The following is a 20,791-nucleotide window of genomic DNA, read 5'->3' on the forward strand; positions in this document are numbered from 1 at the left end:
AGATTGCACTATATGGATATTTTGTTATTTAGCTTTTTGCGATATTCAATGCTCATAAAAAATAAAAACGTTTTTAAAAGGGCGGTATCGACATGTTAATGAAAAATAAAGTAGCGCAAGCCATTATTATTGCAGGCCTATCCACTCAAGTATTTGCTTTAGAGTTAGGCGAATTCAAAGGCACGCAATTCAGCGTGGGCGGTTACCTAAAGGCGGAAGGCGTTTTTAATAACCCTGAAGTGGGTGATCGCTCTTTTGAGTCAAGCGCCAGTCAGTCTCGTGTCAACATCGCAACAAGCCGTACAGAGTGTTCTGGTCAAGTCCAACCGGACACTTTCCTAAAGGAGTTTTCATACTCAATGGGTGATTGGTCGCCATTCGACGAATGTAATCGCTCCAGATTGTAATATTTCACATAGGCCGCAACATCTTGCTTCATATGCTCTCTTGTTGGTTGTGCTACCTTGAACAACCAATCATGTTTTAAACTGCCGAAGAACCTTTCAACCACGGCATTATCCCAACACGCACCGACGTCACCCATGCTAGAGCGGCAATCAAGCCGTTTTAATAGGCTTCTAAAGCGTTTACTCGTGTATTGCGAACCTCTATCGCTATGAAATACTAAGCCCTTTGGCGGCTGTCGTAAGCGATGTGCTTTTAAAAATGCTTGCTCAATTGAGGTAATTGCAAAACTGTCGATATAAGCCATATCTATTCGTGGAATAACGAAAAAAGAGAAGACGTGGGCTGCCGTTTCCGGCGACGATAGCGTTCTCACACAACATCGACATACCCACTCTATGAATGCTACGACGCCCCAACAAATAATGCAACGCTGGCAAATCGTTCAAGGCCAATTGATTCCTGCTTTACACCAAGAAATAGGCTTGTTGACCCCAAAACTTGAAAAACTGATTCATATCTTGGAATGGTCTCGCATCGAAGAGTTTGTGACACGCTTTTCGTATCGGACGGGGCGTCCTCCCCATGAACTCGCTTGGTTAGCCAACGCGTTTGTTGCCAAGGTAGTGCTTGGGCTTACCACCACGGTGCATCTAATAGAACGCCTAAACATGGACAAAGCATTACAGCGAATCTGTGGATTTCCGCTTCATAAGAAACTGCCCTCAGCCTCGACTTTTTCTCGTGCGTTCGAGACGTTTGCCAAAGATAAGTTGGCCGAACGTGCCCACGAGGTGCTGATCAAAATGCACTTTGGAGATCGTCTCATTGGGCATATCAGCCGAGACGGGACGGCGATTAAGGTGAGAGAACGTCCACAAAAGATCGACAAAGTGGACACGGATAAACCTAAGCTTAAAGGGCGGCCCCGCAAGGACAAAGATGAAAACCGCCCGATCAAATTCAATGTGGCACGGCAACGTACCCAATGCCTAGAAGAGATGCTTAATGAGATCCCGGTTGATTGCCGTCGTGGCACAAAATGCAATGCTCAAGGCTATAAAAACAGCTGGAATGGCTACAAACTGCATCTAGACATTGCAGACTGTGGCGTCCCCATCTCCGCTTTGCTGTCCTCAGCCTCCATGCATGACAGCCGTGCCGCCATCCCTCTGTCTCACATCAGTGCGGCGAGGGTGACCAACCTTTATGATCTGATGGACGCCGCCTACTGCAGTATTGACCTGCATGAGCACAGTAGAGAGTTAGGGCATGTGCCCCTGATAGATCACAACCCCAGAGGGGGCGAGAAAGAAGAATTTGAACCCGCCGATACGGTGCGTTATCGGGAACGTTCGGGCGCAGAACGAGCCAATGGCCGACTCAAGGATGAGTTCGGAGGTCGACACATCTGGGTACGTGGTGAGGTAAAAGTCATGAGTCACCTGATGTTTGGCATTTTAGTACTGAGTGTCGATCAACTGCTTCGACTGCGGCAATAAATCGCAGAAAAATAAGTCATGTATCGAGGATATTGTGCTTCTGGGGTGGTCACAGAACGAGCCGCTATGATCAAAAAAGAGAGAAAAGCGATGACGACCTAGTCAAAATAGAAAATGCATAGAAACACATGCTTAACTGAGTAAAAAAACAGCCTCTAAAAGGGCGATAAGTTATCCACAAATGGGTTGGCTATTAGTTTTGCAAGATGCTCAATTAAGTCTGTCGTCATACGTTTTGACGTGTGCCAACCCACTATGCGACGACCAAACAAATCCATTACAATAGCAAGGTATAGCCAGCCTTCGCCTGTTTTTAAATATGACACATCCCCAGCCCACACCTGGTTCTGGCCTAACGGGTTAAAATTCATGTTCAATAAATTATCAGCTACAGCATCACTGTCTTTGCGCTTTGTTGTGACTTTGTAAGGGATACGCTGCTTAACGACTAACCCCAATCGTTTCATCAAGCCAATGACACTATGCCGGCTAACATCAAAGCCTTCTTTGCGAAGCTTTTTCCCAAGCTCACGGCTACCCAAACTGTCTCGACTATCTTCAAAAAGCGCCTTCGCCCTACGATGTAAATTCAGTGTTTGTGCACTGATAATTATCGCGGGACGTTTTCGCCAAGCATAGTATGCAGATTTGCTAACGCGCATCACTTTACACGATATGACAACTGGGTACTGCTTACCTAAACTTTTGATAAATGAATATTTTATTTCATTTCTTTTGCGAAAAACGCTGAAGCCTTTTTTAATATTTCGCGCTCCATTAGCAAGCGCTTATTGTCTTTTCTGAGCTGAGCGAGTTCAGCCCGCTCATCCTTCGACAACTCTGAATCTTCATTTTGTTGTTTAAACTTCGCTACCCAGTTATAAAGTAGCTTGTCAGTGATATTCAGTGAAGCGGCAGCCTCAACAACTGAGTAACCTTGCTCAATCACCAGCGCCACCGCTTCTTGCTTAAAATCGTTTGGATATTGTTTGTTAGTACGTTTAGTCATTTTACACCTCAATAATTGGATATTATCCTTTATTGAAGTGTCCGGCTAATTCAACCACAACAGAGGGCGAACATAAGATAAAAGGTTTTGTGGAAGGAGACTTTCGAGGTGCGGCAAACGTATTTCGTTTACGCCACGCGACCATCACGGTGGATAATCTAACGGTCGGTCAAACTTGGACTGGACAGTTTTATGGTAATGCCCCTTTTGATACCGAAATGATCAACTTTTACGGCACAGGAATTGGTACTATCTCTGGTAACGGAGCCGTTGTTAGACCGGATCTTGTATTGCATTATGCAAAAGATGGTGTGCGCTTGAGTTTGCAGGATCCTTTATACAGTGATGCAAACCTTCCTGATGTGGTTGCGGCTTATACACACCGTACTCCAGAAGGTCACGCTTTTAACGTCGCCTTAACGGGTCGTGATGTTGACATGACACCTTCTGACACAACAGACAGCGACTCGAAATTTGGGGCCGCTTTGTCGTTAGCCACGAAATTGAATTTTGGTGATACTAGCCTAACCTTGAGCGGTTTCTCTGGTAAAGGCGCTGCGGTTTACGCGGGTTGGGGATTTAATGGCGCTCAAGGTGCATCGGGTGCCGCTGAAATTGACAGCCAAGGTGATTTGGTTACATTAACGGGATTTAGTGCGGGCATTGGGCAAAAGCTCAGCGATAAATTGCGCGTAAATCTACGTTACGGCCAAGTATCATCGGATAAATCCAGTTTAGCAGACGACACTCTGACATTGGTCACAGCCAACGCGATTTATACCTACCTTCCTGGTCTTGATCTTGGTATCGAATTTCGCGATCAGAACGCAAAAACCAACCCTGTTGCCAGTGGCAGCGTAGTCACCCGTCCTGCTGGTCAGCAAGTTGAAGTAATGGCGATGTACAAGTTCTAATAACGAGCAATCCTAAAGCACACTGGACTTACCCCTTTTGTTCAGTGTGTTTTTCTCTTTGTAATACAACCCATTCATTTTACCGTTCTTGCTTAGCACGGATCGTTCTTAGACGGCGGTCACTGTGAACCATCACGCAAGGTTTGTGATGGCAATTCTCCGATTTGTTCGCGATATTGCGCCGAAAAGCGGCCCAAATTGGTAAAGCCGTACTTTAATGCGACTTGGGTGACATTTTTAACGCGTTCGTTACTTTTAAGTTCGGAATGCGCCTTCTCTAGTTTTAGACGACGCACATAAGATGACGGTGTCAGCCCCACTTCTCGTTCCAGTAAGTTATACAGCGATTTACGACTAATTTGACACAGGCCGGCTAACACGTCGACAGTAATGTCTGCCGTTATATTATCTTGCACATAGAGTAGGATCTGTTTCACATGACGATGTAGGGGCTTCTTAGACGGCATACCTTGATCAAAATGATGACGAAACAGGGTTAAAATTGCGCTGTTTAATAACTTCCCGTAATACACCAAGGCCGGTTCACCTAGCATGGTAGAGTCTTGTTGTAGCATGTCATTGAGCAAGTTAAATAAAGGGCCAATCATAGGGAAAGGATGAACCTTACTATCGAATAGCATGGCGCCAGTAGAAAGTAAATAACCAAACTCGTGCGCGGTTTGGTGTAAAAAATCGGTTGGAATTTTAATTATTAGCTTTTTACAGTCTAACGAATCACTCGATAAAAAAGGATCGTTAGGCATTATAAAAATGAAATCTCCTGTCCTTAAAATCCGTCCAGAGAGGCCTTGTTCCCTACTTTCGCCGGCCAAAATAATGTGTATAAATAAGGCATCAGAAGCCTTAAACGAGCTCCTTGATATTGGAACACCCGCTTCATACTCTAAAAAAGAGAGTGGGCCAAACGCCTTAAAGCGCAATGCCGCCATGTTCATTTGAGAGAAATTTTGGAGAAAGAGGGAGTCACAGAAAGTATTTTTCGAAACGAAATTAGTAATAGTCTGCGTTGAAACACCAATGAATTGCAGGTCATAAGCAGAAAAATCCAACATCATATGCACACACCGAAAATTAATTATATTTATAAATCAGTATCTTGCGTAATAAGTGTGATGAACTATGCGTTGCATAGGCTAGGGCACTTATTTCTTTAACGATAAAAACGCAAACCGAATAGCGGCCTTAAAATTGACTTAATAACATCATCGAAGAGAGTGTAATGGTTTTGACGTTTGCCTGGTCATCCATTTTTTAGGTTTTAACATCAATTATTGATATATTAAACATTATTTTTTAAAACAGTATGAATATACTAAATGACAAACTGTCAAAAAAAGAATACTGGGCAGCGGTGTGGTCAGGTGCACGGCTCGCCCACAAAAAAACGCCCGGTCGGGCGTTGTGGGTGATTCTGCAGTTCGAACGCCGATTAAGAACCTTAAGCGACTGGGTCGTTGATGATTGCGATGCGGTTTTCTTCTACTGCGTGACAGGCGATTAAATGGTGCTGTTCGTGTTCGCCTTTATCATGCAGACGCAAAACAGGCGCTTCACTGCGGCAGCGGTCGTTGGCGTAACGGCAGCGACTGTGAAACGCACAACCCGATGGTGGATTCAGCGGCGATGGCAATTCTCCCTCGAGTTTAATACGCACACGGCGTTTTTCTGGCGAAAGTTGCGGCGTACTGGACAGCAACGCCAGCGTATAAGGATGTTGAGGGTTATTGAACAATTGCTCGCGGGTACCTTGCTCAACGACCTTACCTAGGTACATCACCATCACATCGTCGGCGATGTGTTCCACCACAGATAAATCATGAGAAATAAACACATAACTCAGGCCAAATTCTTGCTGCAAATCCATCATCAGGTTCAGCACTTGTGCTTGCACCGACACGTCGAGTGCCGACACTGGCTCGTCGGCGACGATCACGTTCGGGTCGAGCATCAAGCCGCGAGCGATGGCAATACGCTGGCGCTGTCCACCGGAAAACATGTGCGGATAGCGGTCGTAATGCTCGGTTTTTAAGCCCACTTTTGCCATGATGGCGAGGGCTTTTTCTTTGCGCTCCGCCTTGGATAGCGTGGTATTAATCACCAAGGGTTCTTCCAAAATCGCACCGATTTTTTTACGTGGATTCAGTGAGCCATACGGGTTTTGAAAGATGATTTGAATCTTCTGGCGCAGCTTAGCTTGTGCGTCCTTGCTCAAGGTGAGCAAATCTTCCCCGAGGTGCGCCAAGCGCCCTTCGGTTGGTGTTTCTATCATGGTGAGCATGCGACCTAGGGTCGATTTACCACAGCCAGATTCCCCCACCACGGCCAGTGTTTTGCCTTTTTCAAGGTGAAAACTGATGCCATCGACGGCTTTGACCACGGCGTCGGGTTTGAAAAAACCTTGCTTCACATGGTAATGCTGCTTGAGGTTTTCCGCTTTTAAAATCAATTGCTTATCGGCGTGAATCATGCGGCGGGTCTCCCTTCTTGGTCCAGAGGCGTGTGGCATTTTACCTGACGGTCTAGGTCGCCCTGATTGATTGGCGCCACATTGCGGCAATGATCGGTGGCATACGGGCAGCGTGGGCTGAGCAAGCAGCCTACAGGGCGATCGTATTGCCCTGGCACCACGCCGGGTAAGGCTTCAAGACGCGACTTACCTGCCGCGGATTCTGGCAAAGACGCCAGCAAAGCCTGCGTGTACGGGTGCTTCGGTGTGCTAAACACTTCCGACGCTGGGCCAGATTCGACGATCTGACCGGCGTACATCACAATAACGCGATGAGCGACTTCAGCGACTAGGGCCAAATCGTGGGTAATCAGCACCAAGCCCATTTGCTTTTTGCGCTGTAGATCGATGAGCAAATCAATGATTTGCGCTTGAATGGTCACATCCAATGCCGTGGTCGGCTCATCGGCGATGAGCAAACGCGGGTCGCAGGCAATCGACATGGCGATCATCACCCGCTGACTCATGCCACCGGATAGCTGGTGCGGATAGTTGTTCAAGCGAGATTCGGGTGCCGGAATGCCCACTTGGGTGAGCAGTTCAATGGCGCGCGCTTTCAGTTCTTTCTTGCTGCCGCCTTGGTGCGTTTTCAAGGCTTCGATGATTTGATAACCCACGGTAAAGCACGGGTTTAAGCTGGTCATCGGGTCTTGGAAAATCATCGCAATGTCGGAGCCAGTGAGCTTACGACGTTGCTTTTCGGGCATGGCTTGCAGGTCTTGACCGTCAAAGGTTAATTGATCGGCACTGACTTTGCCGGGAAAATCGATCAAGCCCATGATCGACAAAGAGCTGACACTTTTACCGGAGCCAGATTCGCCCACGATGCCGAGCACTTCGCCTTCTTCTACTTTGTAACTGATGTTATCTACGGCGCGAAAATGGCCGAAGGTAACGCTTAAATTGTCCAACTGTAACAGTGACATACCAACCTCTCTTACTGTTTCAACTTGGGATCAAGGGCATCACGTAAGCCATCGCCCATGAGGTTAAACGCCAATACGGTGATCAAAATCATCAAACCGGGGAAGGTCACTACCCACCAAGCGCGCTGTACAAATTGCAAGGCATCGGCCAGCATGGAGCCCCATTCTGGGGTCGGTGGCTGTGCGCCGAGTCCCAAAAAGCCCAATGCCGCCATGTCCAGAATCGCGCTGGAAAAACCTAAGGTGGCTTGCACGATTAAGGGCGCTAAACAGTTTGGCAAGATGCACACAAACATCAAACGCAACGGGCCAGCGCCAATCACTTTGGATGAGGTGACGTAATCGCGAGACATTTCCGCCATGGTGGCGGCACGAGTCAAGCGCACATAGTGAGGCAAGGAAACGATGGAAATCGCCAAGGCCGCGTTGACAATGCTTGGCCCTAAGATCGCCACAATCGCAATCGCGAGCAACAAGCTTGGCATGGCCAGCATGATGTCGACGATCCGCATGATGGCGGTGTCGATCATGCCTCTGAAATAACCGGCGACTAACCCCAGCAAAATCCCCATGATTAACGACGCCGTCACCGCAACGATGCCCACAGCAATGGACAAACGCGAGCCGTAAATCAGGCGCGATAAAATATCGCGGCCCACATCGTCGGTGCCCAGTACAAACGACCAATTACCGCCTTCCAACCACGCAGGTGGTAACAGCAAGGCGTCGCGGTATTGATCAGACGGTGAATGGGGCGCAACAAAATTGGCGAAGATCGCCATGAAAAAGATGATGGCGATGACAATTAAGCCACCCAACGCCCCCTTGTTGCGGCTGAAATAATGCCAAAACTCTTGAAACGGGGTCATCGGCGCCGGCGCGACAATGGCATCGGCGGATTTTGTTGTGGACGTTTCGGTTGACGTGGTCATAAAACGCCTCCTTATCGGCTGTGTCGAATACGTGGATTTACAATGCCGTAGGTAATGTCTACCAAAAGATTCACGACAATAATGATGCAGGCGACGATTAAAATACCGCCCTGAACAACGGGGTAATCTCGGCGTCCGATGGACTCGATCAGCCATTTACCAATGCCCGGCCAAGCGAACACGGTTTCGGTCAGAATCGCCCCAGACAGCAAGATGCCGACTTGTAAACCAATCACGGTGATCACCGGAATCAGCGCATTACGCAAAGCGTGAATGACAATCACCCGCCACGGCGCGATGCCTTTGGCGCGAGCGGTACGAATGTAGTCTTCGCTTAACACTTCTAACATGGAAGAGCGCGTCATGCGGGCAATCACCGCCATGGGAATCGTACCTAACACAATGCTTGGTAAAATAAGATGCGACACGGCCGAGGTAAAAGCGCCCTCTTCGTCAGACAACAAAGAGTCGATCAACATAAAGCCGGTCACGTCGTCGATCCAATACACCACATCGATCCGCCCCGAGACGGGCGTCCAGCCGAGGTTGACGGAAAACACCAGCATTAACAGCAGCGCCCACCAGAAAATGGGCATGGAATAGCCGGTGAGCGAAAACGTCATCACCGAGTGGTCAATAATCGTGCCGCGTTTGACGGCCGCAAAAATCCCCGCCGGCAAACCAATTAAAATGGCAAAAATCGCCGCGCAGGTGGCCAATTCGATGGTGGCCGGAAACAGCGTGAGAAACTCTTTCATGACGGGTTCGCGGGTGATCAGCGAATTGCCTAAATCCCCTTGTAATACGCCGCTGACGTAGCGAAAATACTGAACGTACAAGGGTTGGTCGAAGCCAAGTTGGGCGCTTAATTCGGCGTGGCGTTCTTCGCTCACACCGCGTTCGCCGGCCATCACTTCGATCGGGTCGCCAGGAATCAAGCGGATAAGGGTGAACGTCAATAAAGTGATACCGAGGAAGGTCGGAATAACCAGACTTAGACGACGAAAAATAAACTGGAACATAAAAGATGGACTCTCTTGAGGTGTTGTTTGATCAAGCCAGCGGCTCGGTCAGCAAAACTTCTGCTCACGTTCCAGTGAACAGAAGTTTTGTGTTGCTTTGCTTAGTCCATCAGTATTCAACTCAATGGACGAACGGCTAAACGTCGATTATTTGCTGACGTTGTAGAAGTAATGACCACCGAGAGGGTCGATTTTGTACCCTTTCACTTCTTTACGAATAGGCTCGTACACAACAGAGTGGGCTACGGTCACCCAAGGGGCTTCGCGTTTGAAGACCACTTGAGACTCTTCGTACAGCGTCGTACGTTCCGCTTTGTCAGAGGTTTGCTTCGCGGCCAACAACAAATTGTTGAACTCGTCGTCACACCACTGAGCACGGTTTGATCCGCCGACGCCATCACAACCTAGCAATACATAAAGGAAATTGTCTGGGTCACCATTGTCTCCGGTCCAACCAAGCAATACGGTATCGTGCTCGCCTTTCTTGGAGCGGTTTAGGTATTCACCCCATTCGTAAGAAACGATCTCGGCTTTGACGCCCACTTTAGACCAATCTTCTTGCATGATTTCCGCCATACGACGGGCATTCGGGTTGTATGGACGCTGTACTGGCATCGCCCAAATGTTGGTATCGAAACCGTCTGGGTAACCCGCTTCGGCCAACAGTTTTTTCGCTTTGACAGGATCGTATGGGTAATCGACCACGTTTTTGTTGTACGACCACATCGTCGGTGGAATCGGGTTTTTCGCGGCTTTACCAGCACCTTGGAAGACGGCATCGATAATCGCGCTCTTATCCGTCGCTAAGTTTAACGCTTGGCGTACGCGCACATCATCAAAGGGTTTTTTCTGGGTGTTAAACGCCAAGTAACCGACGTTTAAGCCTTCTTGGCTCATCAAATTGATGTTTGGATCCGACTCCATTTGCTTAAGGTCTGCTGGGTTCGGGTACGGCATCACATCGCATTCGCCGGCTTTTAATTTGGCATAACGAACCGACGCATCTGGCGTGATAGAGAACACCAGGCGATCAATTTTTGCACGACCTTTCCAGTAATCATCAAACGCTGTGTAGCGAATCAAAGAATCTTTTTGGTACTGTACTTTTTGGAACGGCCCTGTGCCCACAGGGTTGATGTCGATTTGTTCAGGTTTGCCTGCTTTCATCAACATATCGGCTTGTTCTTTTGAGAAGATCGATGCGAAATCCATCGCCAAGTTGGCAATAAACGGCGCTTCTGGCTGGTTTAACACGAACTTCACGGTGTAGTCGTCAACGCGCACCATCTCTTTGATCAGCGTATCCATGCCCATGCCAGTGAAGTACTCGTAAGAACCGCCCGATACCGTGTGATATGGGTTGTCTTTATTGCCTTGACGATCGAAGGTGAAAATCACATCGTCGGCGTTAAAATCCCGTGTTGGCTTGAAGTCTTTAGTAGAATGAAACTTCACACCTTTACGTAAATGGAACGTGTACTCAAGGCCATCACTGGAAACTTCGTAGCTTTCGGCTAAGCCCGGCTCGGTTTCGGTGGTGCCCAGTTTAAACTCAAGCAAACGGTTGAACATATTTTTCGAAGTCGCATCAAACGTAGTGCCAGAAGTGTAGAACGAAGGGTTAAAGCCTTCTGGACTGCCTTCAGAACAATAAACCAGTGTGGATGCCGCGTGAGCAGAAGTGCTGATCGCGCCAGCCGCCATGAGTGCAAGCGTCAGTTTTGCTAGCCCTGTTTTCATTGGTACTCTCCATTAACGTCATTATATTTTGTGTTAAACACGTGGGAAGTTGAATCAAGGTGTTCGTTACTTTTGTGATTTTTGGGAGGAACCTATGCCATGAAGCATCGCGAATAAGAAACAAACGCCATTCAGACTTCCTGCCTGAACGACGCTGTCCTGTCTCATCCTTGAGCCCCCTTGGCCATACTCTGAAAGTCTGAATAAAAAACAGAACCTCCAAAAAACAGCGTCTTTGAAGAGTACTCAAGCTGACCTAAATCACCAATCGAAATAACGATACGGCCTATGCGTGGAATGAATAACAACGGGTGTAACCCTCAGAAATCCCGCGTATTTAAAGGGATCTGGGTAAAAACAGACATAAGTAATGTGTAGGAAAAGAGCAAAAAAATATTCCACGTCCCGGCATAGTGAGTGGGTAGGCTGACTGATCACGTCAGAACCTTTAATTAATGACTCACTTTTTTTGCCGTTGTACAAGCATGTGTAAGTTAGGGTTAGCCTAATTTTACTCGTTCCCACGGACCACACTCGTTCCCACGGACCACACTCGTTCCCACGGACCACACTCGTTCCCACGCTCCGCGTGGTAATGCATATGCGCTACTAGGGTGTCACCACGTTTGTTGGGGCACAGTCGAACGCGGCCTTCTGTCATGAGGTCTTGGTTTTTACAGGTGCATCAAGCCGTATGGGCGAAGTCGCCACTGGCTATGCAGGTAGGGCTGCTTTTCGTAATGCCTCGATATGTCGTTTTGGCGCTTGCCCAAACAGACGAGCGTATTCCCGACTGAACTGAGAAGGGCTTTCGTAGCCTACTTTGAACGTTGTCGCTGTCGCATCCAGATTTTCGGTCAGCATGAGACGACGAGCTTCGTTAAGGCGGAGCTTTTTCTGAAACTGCAGAGGCATCATAGAAGTCACTAAGCGAAAATGCGCATAAAATGCAGAGAGACTCATTCCGCTGTAAGTCGCTAATTCATTAACAATGAGCGGTTTAAAAAAGTTGTTTTTAAGCCATTCAATGGCCTTTGAAATTTGATAACTGCGGCTGTCTGTCGTGACAATTTGATGAAGTAAAACGCCTTGTTCTGACGTTAAAAGACGGTAAAGAATTTCTCGCTGAATAATAGGAGCAAGGATTTTGACATTATCGCGTTCGCCTAATAATCCCAACAATCGAGTAAACGCATCGAGCAATGACTCAGAAAGAAGGCCGACAGCGATTCCCTTTGGCGTTTTTATATCATGACTGAACAGATGCTCACTCTCCGCAATCAGCTCAGAGATTACTTGTAAGTCCAGTTCCATGATCAAGCCGAGATAAGGGGTATCTGGAGTGGCTTCTATTATGTTAGCAATGATGGGCAGATCTACAGACGAAACAAGAAAGTGGCTCGCGTCATAAACATAACTTTCTTCACCCAAAAGAACCCGTTTTTTACCCTGTGCAATCAAACAAATACTAGGATTGTGAGTGTAGCTCGTTGGCGGTGTAATCGATTCCCATCGGGTTAATTTAAGGCCTGGAATCTCCGTATTAACTTGATTAACGCTGCTCTCTATCCACTTATTAATCTGCTGAGCCAGTTTCGCTTCAGCAAGAGTTTTACTTTGTAAACTACCCATAATCACCCTATTGAGGACGTTAGTCATCTTTATTGATCCCGCCACTATCTTACATTATCTAAGTAATAAAAGAATATTAGGCAATATATAAGCATCGCCATCAAATTCTAAAAAAAAGTAAGATTCAAATTCACATATAAAACAGTGACTTAAGTTAATACATTATGTTTTTAAAAAAGTGTCGTCTTTCGCATCTAGTAAAAATCCATGACGGTAGAAGAATTAGGCATTTTTTAAACAATATTAGGCTAGTGAGCACCGCCGCTGAAGCACTAGACTCAATTCCAATCCTAATGACTTCTTTGAGGATGTTTTCATAACGTAACGAGGAGTGAATCTCATGAAAAAAAATATGCCTTCGACTTTAACAGCGACTTCAGCGGCAAGTGTTGAAGCGAAAGCCCAAACAGAACAGCAAGTTTATCGAACCGGTGACCTTCAGGCTTTCGAAGCCCTAGATACCTTTTTTACCGGCAAAGTGAACGTCAAAATGGTATTCCCAGAAAATGGCGTTGCGAACTACAGTGCCGCCTATGTCACCTTCCAGCCAATGGCACGAACAGCTTGGCATACCCACCCCGCGGGGCAACATATTATAGTCACCCAAGGCGTTGCTATGACCGGAACACGTGACGGTAAAGTCATTCACTTTCATGAAGGTGAAAGTGTTTGGTGTCCGCCGGGAATAGATCATTGGCATGGCGCTACGTCTGATGCCGTAATGACCCACCTTGTTATTACCGCTTCAAAGGATGGCGTGAATGTCATTTGGAAGGAGAAAGTTACTGACGAACAATACGCCGCAGCAAGCGAATAAAGGGCTTCAATGATGACGATGTGCCGTGCCTCATTGTGATCGACAACCGTTTTACCTAACCTACATATCTGGAGAATGACCATGGATAAACACACTGACATCAAAAAGGATATTGCCCAGCAAGAGGTTCCTGATGAGGGACGTCGCAATATGATGAAATTAACGGGTGTAGGTATGGCTGCGCTGGGCGTTGCCTCGCTAACCACTGGCAAAGCCTTTGCACAATCACCAATAAAGCTAAGTAATGACTGGGACAAAACATTTCCCAAAAGCGATAAGGTAAATCACCAAAAAGTCACCTTTAAAACTCGCTATGGCATTACCCTTTCTGGCGATCTTTACCAGCCACAAAACACCTCTGGTAAATTACCTGCCATTGTTGTTGGTGGGCCTTTCGGTGCTGTGAAAGAACAATCTTCTGGTTTGTATGCACAAATAATGGCCGAGCGTGGCTTCGTCACCTTGGCTTTTGACCCCTCTTACACGGGTGAAAGTGGTGGCGAGCCTCGTAACATTGCTTCGCCAGACATTAATACAGAAGATTTTAGTGCCGCGGTAGATTGTATTGGGATGCAACCCAATGTGGATCGTGAACGTATCGGGATGATTGGCATCTGTGGTTGGGGTGGTAAAGCATTAAATGCCGTCGCCGTCGACAAACGTGTCAAAGCCGTCGTAGCCAGCACTATGTATGATATAAGTCGAGTCGTATCAAAAGGCTATAATGACAGCGTCACACTCGAACAGCGTACAGAAATGCTAACGCAACTGAGCCAGCAACGCTGGGAAGATGCTGGGAAAGCAACTCCAGCTTATCAAGCACCTTATAACGTGCTAAAAGGTGGCGAACCGCAATTTATGGTCGACTATCATGATTACTACATGACACCACGAGGATATCATCCACGAGCGGTCAACTCTGGTAACGCCTGGTCAAAAACGATGCCACTGTCATTTATGAACGCGCCGTTACTGACCTATATTGCGGAAATCTCTCCTCGCCCAATATTGTTCGTTCATGGCGAAAAAGCACACTCTCTTTACTTCAGTCAAACGGCTTACGCAAATGCGGCTGAACCAAAAGAATTGATGATTATCCCAGGGGCAAGTCATGTTGATTTATACGATCAAGTGGATGTCATTCCATTCGACAAGCTAGAAAGCTTCTTTCAGCAACACCTGGCTTAATCGACATCAGGATAGTTAACGTAACTACTGCACCACGTGCGCTCGTTGAGCTGGCGTGGTGCTTATGTGTAATAACCAAGTTTGTAAATAACCAAGGCGTAACAAAAACGATGGCAATCAGCACATCAGAAACTCATGCGGGAACACCAGCAGAGAAGACAAACAACACGGCACATTGGAGTGGCGTTTTTGCCATGTCGCTCTGCGTATTCACACTGATAGCGTCCGAATTTATGCCAGTTAGCTTGCTAACGCCCATTGCCAGCGACTTACACATTACAGAAGGCATGGCAGGACAAGGTATTGCAATTTCTGGCGCCTTCGCCGTGCTCACTAGCCTACTACTTCCTATGCTTATTGGCTCTATGGACCGCAAAAAGTTAATGTTGATATTAACCGTCTTGATGGGAGTTTCTGGAAGCATCGTCGCACTGGCGCCAAACTACCCAGTTTATATGCTAGGTCGCGCACTCATCGGCGTCGTTATCGGTGGTTTTTGGTCTATGTCTGCTGCCATGGCAATTCGCTTAGTTCCACCTAACAAGGTACCCAAAGCACTGGCGATTTTTAATGGTGGAAATGCACTCGCGACCGTCATTGCCGCGCCATTGGGAAGTTATCTAGGTTCAATTATCGGGTGGCGAGGTGCCTTTTTGGCGATCATCCCCGTCGCACTGATCACCTTAATCTGGCAATGGATAGCCTTACCCTCAATGAAAGGAAAGGCAAGCGCTTCAGGTTCAGGTCCAAGCACTATTCTCAAGGCGCTAAAAAACCGTGCTGTTGCTTATGGTATGGCTGGATGCGGGGCTTTCTTTATGGGACAGTTTGCGCTCTTTACCTATCTTCGTCCTTTTCTCGAAACCGTCACGCAGACCACCGTATCAACCCTGTCTCTTCTATTACTTACCATTGGGTTTTCAGGGTTTATCGGTACGTTAATCATCAGTTCGATCCTAAAACGTACTTTATATGGCTTGCTGATTGGCATTCCTGTTTTTATGGCGGCTATTGCTGTCATGCTGATATCAGCTGGAAACTATGTTGCCCCTGTCGCTTTACTACTCGCACTGTGGGGGCTCGTCGCCACGGCGGCACCTGTCGCTTGGTGGACTTGGTTAGCGAAAGCGATGCCAGATAATGCTGAAGCAGGCGGCGGCCTGATGGTTGCCGTGATTCAATTATCCATTGCATTAGGCTCAACAATAGGTGGCATACTCTTCGATGCAGATGGCTACCAAAGCACCTTTATTGCCAGCGCAGCCGTCTTATTCATTAGTGCCTTCCTGTCGCTTCAAGCTTATCGTATGCAAACAAAGTAACGTATCTATCCATATACAAAATAAAGTAATGAGGCTCTTATTATGAATAAAATTTTTCATATCAACACAGATAACCTAAACACCTCACTCTTAATAGCGGGCCATCAAAAAGTACAAAACCTGAAGCAAATTTGTCTTTCGTTACTGCTTTTACTAACGCTCGGTAACGGCCATGCAGAGCAGTCAACAACAAAGCCTGCTTCTACTCAACAAGCATCCATTAAATCGGAGAAGCCTCACACATGGATCACCATTGGAGAACATGGTTTCGCTGTTGCCTTAGCCGACACCGATGCCGCACGCGAATTTACAGCTATGTTACCGCTGACCCTAGACATGACAGACCTAAACAATAACGAGAAAGAAGCCGATTTACCAAAGGCGCTAACAACAGATACCTATCGACCTGGTACGATTAATAATGGAGACATCATGTTATGGGGTTCTCGTACTTTGGTGGTCTTCTATAAAACCTTTAATACCTCATATTCATACACTCGTATTGGTCATATTGAAGATAACACTAATTTATCGGCAATATTAGGCACTAGCGAAACCAGAATAACATTCTCAAAAAATTAAATAGGATATCCCTTGCGCACTTTCTCAAAAATCACTGCTATCATCATCGGCATATTAATGGTCCTTGCCATTAGTATTTTCTTATATTTACAACAAGCTCAATTTGATGAGCCATCCGTCGACACGACGCGTATTTCCTACCATACAGAACACCACTATCAACAAGGTGCGTTTAATAACGACACTACGACAAATGTTATTTCTAGCCAACAAAATCAACTCATGGCTTGGTATGCATTCTTTTTCACTGAAGACCTGAATGCGATTCCCAATAAGCCGTTGCCCTCTAAGAAAACAAACCTCAAATTATTAAATAAGCAAGACAACGCCATCGTGTGGATGGGGCACTCAAGTTACTGCATACAAATGGACGGCATTCGCATTTTCCTTAACTGTTGATTAGATTATTTGCTAAAAATACTATTAGTTCCACCCATTTTTACTCGTATTTATTATGGCATTAACGGTGAAATCTTTATTATTTGCGATGACATGGAAGGATATTTTGGCATTGTGTGGATTTTCTATTTTAGTGCCATTTATCCAGACGCTGCCGTCTTCACTGTATACGGTGCGATACGTGATCGAATACCCCGTGTTTTCTCTAACACCTTGGAAGTCTGAATATATGATGTTGTTCATCTGCTCGCCTCTAGCAAGGGTAAATAGCGCTGAGGATTTTGCATTAGGGAATGGATAATTTCTTGGGCCTGTCACTATAAAGTCGCTTATAGTAATAGCAATCAGATCGTTATAACCGGGTGATGATTTTCGAACGGTTACTCTCGATTCCAGTTCGGACTTGATGAAAACAAGTTTGTTATAGTTGTCGATCAGTTTGGTTTTGTCGGATGCTCTTTTCGCTTTTGATATAGAGAATTTGAGCGTGTCTGGTATGGCGTGTTTTATACCGGTTCGTTCTTCTAGTTCCTCTACTAACGCCTCGTTCATCTCTCTAAGAGTAATGTTGCCATAGGTTTTAAGCTCTTCAGCATTGATTTTAATTGCCAATAGCATTAAAAATCCCGTGAAAATATGACGTATTTTAATCGCTTTCATTTTTACCCTCTGTTACTAAAAAATATGTTCTTTACTTGGCTGAATTTTTCTAATGAATACCGCGTGTGAAAAATTATTAAATCAATGTGGTGTTATTATTTTAATTAATCAAAGCTTAATAAATAAGAGAGAGCGAATTCATATATTCCATTTTTACACAAGAGATATTTTTTTTATCAAAGTCGGCTTTACTACAATTTTTTGTATAAAAATCAATAATAGAGCGTAAATATATAATGTGCTTTTCCTCGAGACGCCTATAGCTGTCTAGGGCGATGCTTGAAAAAACAACAGACTGAAGTGATGGGGTCGTATATTTCATCTCGTTAAAAGATTTATCAATTCTAGTAGAAAAATACGTTATTAACTCTTCCTCTTTAGCCAAAATGTGTCCGCTCATATTTAAAGTAGGCCTATAGTGAAAAAATTGATAGATATTCATTAATTTTGGGTATACGAAAAATTGCGTTTTTAATAGGCTGTTGATGGCTATTTCTTCGTTACTCTCTTTAATATCTTTTAGCATAAAAGACTGTGTTTGAGAAACGGGTATAAATACTATAATGGCGGGAATAATAACAATAGGGCTTAATAAAAATTTTGTCATTTTAAAAAGTGCTCTAATACCATGTCCTTGATTTTTTTCAACGTTTGAATTTTTTAAATCAGGTATTAAAAGAGACATTAATGAAGCGAAAGCCAATAAAATAGATAAGCCAGAACAAGAAATTAAAATAAGCGGTGAAACGACCGTTTTCACAGCCTCTCGCATTACCCGAGTAGTGTTAATGCCCTCTGCAGGCAGACCTTTAGACCAAGCTGTCACCACCGATGTCACCAGTTTTGATTTTTCTTTATCCATGGCACGACTTATTTCTGAAATAATATCCCGTTTAGTGTTTATTGCTCCCTTTAAAATGTCATTCTGTTTTTTTGTAAATTCCGCGCGAATAATGGTTTCATAGAAAGCGTTTTCTGATGGCGTCCGTCTTTTTCCACTCCGAACAGCGTCGGTAAAATCGGTGAGCGCATTGACGCTGGAGTGACTAATTCCACCCCGACTCAAAGAGCGCCGATAGTTTTTTAAATAGCGCTGGTATCTTCCTTCTGTTGATGCGCTGACAACTTTTAGGTGACCTTCTCGAATATCTTTTAAGTTGGCTTTGAGTGAGCGGATTTTGGAGCTTAATTCAGCTATGGTTAGTTGGTGATAGGAGGCGTTTTTTTCATCCACCACCTTCTCAATCATGGCTTTAAAGTCGACCCTGAGTTTGCGGGTCGAGAAAGATTCGTCGAGTATCTGCTTGTTAGTACACATCGCGGCAGGAAGCAGAATAAGCCCAAGTTGTATGTCTTCAAACGGCGTAAAAGTAGACTCGGAATTCCAGAAAGGCACCGCGGTGCCCTCGCCGATCAAGAAGTTTTTCTTAGCGTAATTGCCTAAAAAACTACAAAGAATGGTTTCTTGTTTGGCGTTATCTACAAATTGATCAACGAGCTTTTCAATCCCATAGTAGATGGAGCATCCGGCTATCACAGACACAAAGAACGCTTTTTTTACTGGGCGTTCGAGTGAGTTTCGCGTCAGAAAATAGACGCTAACGAACACGGAGTACGATAATCCAATACTGGATAAGAGGCGTCCAGATTGGCTGTGTTCTTTTAGTAAATCCAACCCAGAGACCATGGGGTAAGTATTAATAAAGGCCGTAATGTAATAGGCCTCGATGCATAAAAAAATACTGCCAAAGATAAACAGATTTGTCTTTATAGCGGATGATAGGTCGAGCTGTGGGCGGTTTGTTGTTCGCGATTCGGTGTCCATACTGATCTTCTGTATATTTATGTAAATCCTTTTACCTGAGTATACGTGCTTGTGTATCCGTGTCCTACCACTACGATTTAACACACTTTGGTCGAATTAGACGACGTGTCTTCCGACATTCGACGTAGACATATTTGGCGCAGGCACCACCAAAAAACGCACCTTGTTAGATGAAAGTTGTGCCTCCCGAATCAAACTTACGACATCCTCTGAACCCTGCCCCGAGCGGCTGTTGGTAAAGGGGATCGCATGGTTGGTTTTAGGCTTTTTTATCAAATGCCTTGATCAGCACCGAGGTGTCTTGGCGGCCGCAGCCTTCTGCCATGAGGTCTTGGTAATCTTGATCGACGGATTGAGTAAGGGGAAGGCGGAGCCCCATTTTTTCAGCTTGGGCGAGGCACAGGCTTAAATCTTTGTGCATCCATTCGATGGCAAAGCCAAAGTCGAATTCGTTTTTCGCCATGGTTTCGCCACGGTTTTCCAGCTGCCAAGAGCCTGCGGCGCCGTGTTTTAGGGTGTCGACTAGGGTCGTAATGTCTAAGCCGGCTTTTTGCGCAAAGCGCATGCCTTCGGATAAACCCGATAAGACGCCGCCAATGAGGATTTGGTTGACCATTTTGGCGATCTGACCATTGCCAACGGGGCCCATTAAGCGAGTGGCTTTGGCGTAACAATTGAGCACGGTTTGCGCTTTGTCTAAATCACGTTGTTCGCCGCCTATCATCACGGTTAACACGCCATTGACTGCACCGGCTTGGCCGCCAGACACGGGCGCGTCCATGAAGAAAAAGCCTCGTTCTTGGGCGATGTGGTGCAGTTCTTTTGCCACTTCGGCAGACGCGGTGGTGTGATCAATAAATAGCGTGCCAGGCTTGGCGTATTGAAAGGCTCCAGCTTCACCTAAATACACGGCCCGCAGATCGTCGTCGTTGCCGACGCAGGTGAGTACAATGTCGCTGTCTTGTGCGGCGAGCGCGGGGGTTGTGGCGAAAGTCCCTGTGTATTCTTCGCACCACGTTTGCGCTTTTTGTGTCGAGCGGTTGTACACCATAACAGAGTGACCGGCGTTACTCACATGACCGGCCATTGGGTAACCCATGGTGCCTAATCCGATGAAGCTGACTTTGAGAGCGTGCATAGTAGGTTTCCTTTTAGTAGGGAGATTTTATGCCTTGATCATACGGGTTTGTTAAAAAATTACGATAGACAGAAAAGCGCAAATGGCTTAATACAGATGCCATTATTGGCGGTTTTTTACCGATTATCGTGTTTTATTGCGACCTAGTTCACTGGGGGGTTAGCGAAAAATACACTGTGGATAACTTTGTGCAAGAAAATTCTACTACGCGATTATTTCGACCAAGAGCGAGTGATAAACGATAATCGTAC

Annotated in this window: 20 protein-coding genes and 2 pseudogenes; 9 read left to right on the forward strand and 13 right to left on the reverse strand. The window is 45.9% G+C overall.

All coding sequences use genetic code 11. The features are described 5' to 3' along the window. Positions 1-98 precede the first annotated feature (98 nt). Positions 99-407, forward strand: a complete 309-nt coding sequence (locus FXV75_RS00460) for a hypothetical protein (protein ID WP_187424934.1) — start codon at positions 99-101, stop codon at positions 405-407. On the opposite strand, the pseudogene FXV75_RS00465 reads toward FXV75_RS00460, so the two are convergent. Beyond that, positions 317-679 (reverse strand): annotated as a pseudogene (locus tag FXV75_RS00465) (integrase core domain-containing protein); the annotation flags it as partial. The gene FXV75_RS00460 and the pseudogene FXV75_RS00465 sit on opposite strands and share 91 nt — an antisense overlap. Positions 680-803: 124 nt before the next feature. Between FXV75_RS00465 and FXV75_RS00470 the strand changes: the two are divergent. Beyond that, a complete protein-coding gene (locus FXV75_RS00470) occupies positions 804-1,907 on the forward strand; it encodes a transposase (protein ID WP_222863066.1) in 1,104 nt (367 codons plus the stop codon). Positions 1,908-2,062: 155 nt separating this feature from the next. Here the strand turns inward: FXV75_RS00470 and FXV75_RS00475 are convergent, their stop codons facing one another. Beyond that, positions 2,063-2,671 carry an IS3 family transposase gene (locus FXV75_RS00475; RefSeq protein WP_148830619.1) on the reverse strand — a complete coding sequence of 203 codons (609 nt, stop codon included), beginning with the start codon at positions 2,669-2,671 and terminating at the stop codon, positions 2,063-2,065. Beyond that, positions 2,629-2,916 (reverse strand): transposase, encoded by a 288-nt coding sequence (locus FXV75_RS00480; protein ID WP_148830621.1) that lies wholly within the window; start codon positions 2,914-2,916, stop codon positions 2,629-2,631. The genes FXV75_RS00475 and FXV75_RS00480 overlap by 43 nt, the downstream gene beginning before the upstream one ends. 32 nt (positions 2,917-2,948) lie before the next feature. Between FXV75_RS00480 and FXV75_RS00485 the strand changes: the two genes are divergently transcribed. Next, positions 2,949-3,830: a hypothetical protein gene (locus tag FXV75_RS00485; protein ID WP_187424821.1), complete on the forward strand. Its 882-nt coding sequence runs from the start codon at positions 2,949-2,951 to the stop codon at positions 3,828-3,830. Between the two features lie 119 nt (positions 3,831-3,949). On the opposite strand, the gene FXV75_RS00490 is transcribed toward FXV75_RS00485, so the two are convergent. The 5 genes from FXV75_RS00490 to FXV75_RS00510 all read right to left on the reverse strand — a co-directional run bounded on the left by FXV75_RS00490 (position 3,950) and on the right by FXV75_RS00510 (position 9,237). Continuing rightward, a complete protein-coding gene (locus FXV75_RS00490; RefSeq protein WP_187424822.1) occupies positions 3,950-4,594 on the reverse strand; it encodes a helix-turn-helix transcriptional regulator in 645 nt (214 codons plus the stop codon). Positions 4,595-5,289: 695 nt separating this feature from the next. After that, positions 5,290-6,318 carry a peptide ABC transporter ATP-binding protein gene (locus FXV75_RS00495; RefSeq protein WP_148830625.1) on the reverse strand — a complete coding sequence of 343 codons (1,029 nt, stop codon included), beginning with the start codon at positions 6,316-6,318 and terminating at the stop codon, positions 5,290-5,292. Continuing rightward, entirely contained in the window at positions 6,315-7,283 is a 969-nt protein-coding gene (dppD, locus tag FXV75_RS00500) for a dipeptide ABC transporter ATP-binding protein (protein ID WP_148830627.1), read from the reverse strand. Before dppD ends, FXV75_RS00495 begins: the two co-directional genes overlap by 4 nt. 11 nt (positions 7,284-7,294) lie before the next feature. After that, complete coding sequence (gene dppC / locus FXV75_RS00505; protein WP_148830629.1) at positions 7,295-8,215, reverse strand: dipeptide ABC transporter permease DppC; 921 nt, start codon at positions 8,213-8,215, stop codon at positions 7,295-7,297. An 11-nt stretch (positions 8,216-8,226) separates the two neighbouring features. Then, entirely contained in the window at positions 8,227-9,237 is a 1,011-nt protein-coding gene (locus FXV75_RS00510; protein ID WP_148830631.1) for an ABC transporter permease subunit, read from the reverse strand. A gap of 5 nt (positions 9,238-9,242) precedes the next feature. Here FXV75_RS00510 and FXV75_RS16490 point away from each other — a divergent pair, with 5 nt between their 5' ends. After that, the gene (locus FXV75_RS16490; RefSeq protein WP_262368420.1) at positions 9,243-9,377 is read left to right on the forward strand and encodes a hypothetical protein; all 135 of its coding nucleotides are present in this window, start codon (positions 9,243-9,245) and stop codon (positions 9,375-9,377) included. A 7-nt stretch (positions 9,378-9,384) separates the two neighbouring features. Here FXV75_RS16490 and FXV75_RS00515 read toward each other — a convergent pair whose 3' ends face one another. After that, a complete protein-coding gene (locus FXV75_RS00515) occupies positions 9,385-10,977 on the reverse strand; it encodes an ABC transporter substrate-binding protein (protein ID WP_148830634.1) in 1,593 nt (530 codons plus the stop codon). A gap of 714 nt (positions 10,978-11,691) precedes the next feature. Then, positions 11,692-12,609 (reverse strand): AraC family transcriptional regulator, encoded by a 918-nt coding sequence (locus FXV75_RS00520; protein WP_148830636.1) that lies wholly within the window; start codon positions 12,607-12,609, stop codon positions 11,692-11,694. A 340-nt stretch (positions 12,610-12,949) separates the two neighbouring features. Here FXV75_RS00520 and FXV75_RS00525 point away from each other — a divergent pair, with 340 nt between their 5' ends. The 5 genes from FXV75_RS00525 (at position 12,950) to FXV75_RS00545 (ending at position 16,917) form a co-directional block, all read left to right on the forward strand. Beyond that, positions 12,950-13,426, forward strand: coding sequence for a cupin domain-containing protein (locus tag FXV75_RS00525; protein WP_148830638.1), 477 nt, complete (start codon positions 12,950-12,952; stop codon positions 13,424-13,426). Positions 13,427-13,507: 81 nt separating this feature from the next. Next, the gene (locus FXV75_RS00530; protein WP_148830640.1) at positions 13,508-14,614 is read left to right on the forward strand and encodes an alpha/beta hydrolase; all 1,107 of its coding nucleotides are present in this window, start codon (positions 13,508-13,510) and stop codon (positions 14,612-14,614) included. A gap of 110 nt (positions 14,615-14,724) precedes the next feature. Then, positions 14,725-15,936 (forward strand): MFS transporter, encoded by a 1,212-nt coding sequence (locus FXV75_RS00535; RefSeq protein WP_148830642.1) that lies wholly within the window; start codon positions 14,725-14,727, stop codon positions 15,934-15,936. Between the two features lie 42 nt (positions 15,937-15,978). After that, complete coding sequence (locus FXV75_RS00540; protein ID WP_187424823.1) at positions 15,979-16,518, forward strand: cyclophilin-like fold protein; 540 nt, start codon at positions 15,979-15,981, stop codon at positions 16,516-16,518. A gap of 12 nt (positions 16,519-16,530) precedes the next feature. After that, positions 16,531-16,917 carry a hypothetical protein gene (locus FXV75_RS00545; protein ID WP_148830643.1) on the forward strand — a complete coding sequence of 129 codons (387 nt, stop codon included), beginning with the start codon at positions 16,531-16,533 and terminating at the stop codon, positions 16,915-16,917. 24 nt (positions 16,918-16,941) lie between these two features. Here FXV75_RS00545 and FXV75_RS00550 read toward each other — a convergent pair whose 3' ends face one another. The 3 genes and pseudogenes from FXV75_RS00550 to FXV75_RS00560 all read right to left on the reverse strand — a co-directional run. Beyond that, entirely contained in the window at positions 16,942-17,577 is a 636-nt protein-coding gene (locus FXV75_RS00550; RefSeq protein WP_148830645.1) for a hypothetical protein, read from the reverse strand. A 115-nt stretch (positions 17,578-17,692) separates the two neighbouring features. Next, positions 17,693-19,402, reverse strand: a complete 1,710-nt coding sequence (locus tag FXV75_RS00555; protein WP_148830647.1) for a hypothetical protein — start codon at positions 19,400-19,402, stop codon at positions 17,693-17,695. 259 nt (positions 19,403-19,661) lie between these two features. Then, positions 19,662-20,543, reverse strand: a pseudogene (locus tag FXV75_RS00560) (NAD(P)-dependent oxidoreductase); the annotation flags it as partial. Positions 20,544-20,791: the final 248 nt, after the last annotated feature.

It is taken from the genome of Marinomonas sp. IMCC 4694, assembly GCF_008122525.1.
Lineage (GTDB): Bacteria > Pseudomonadota > Gammaproteobacteria > Pseudomonadales > Marinomonadaceae > Marinomonas.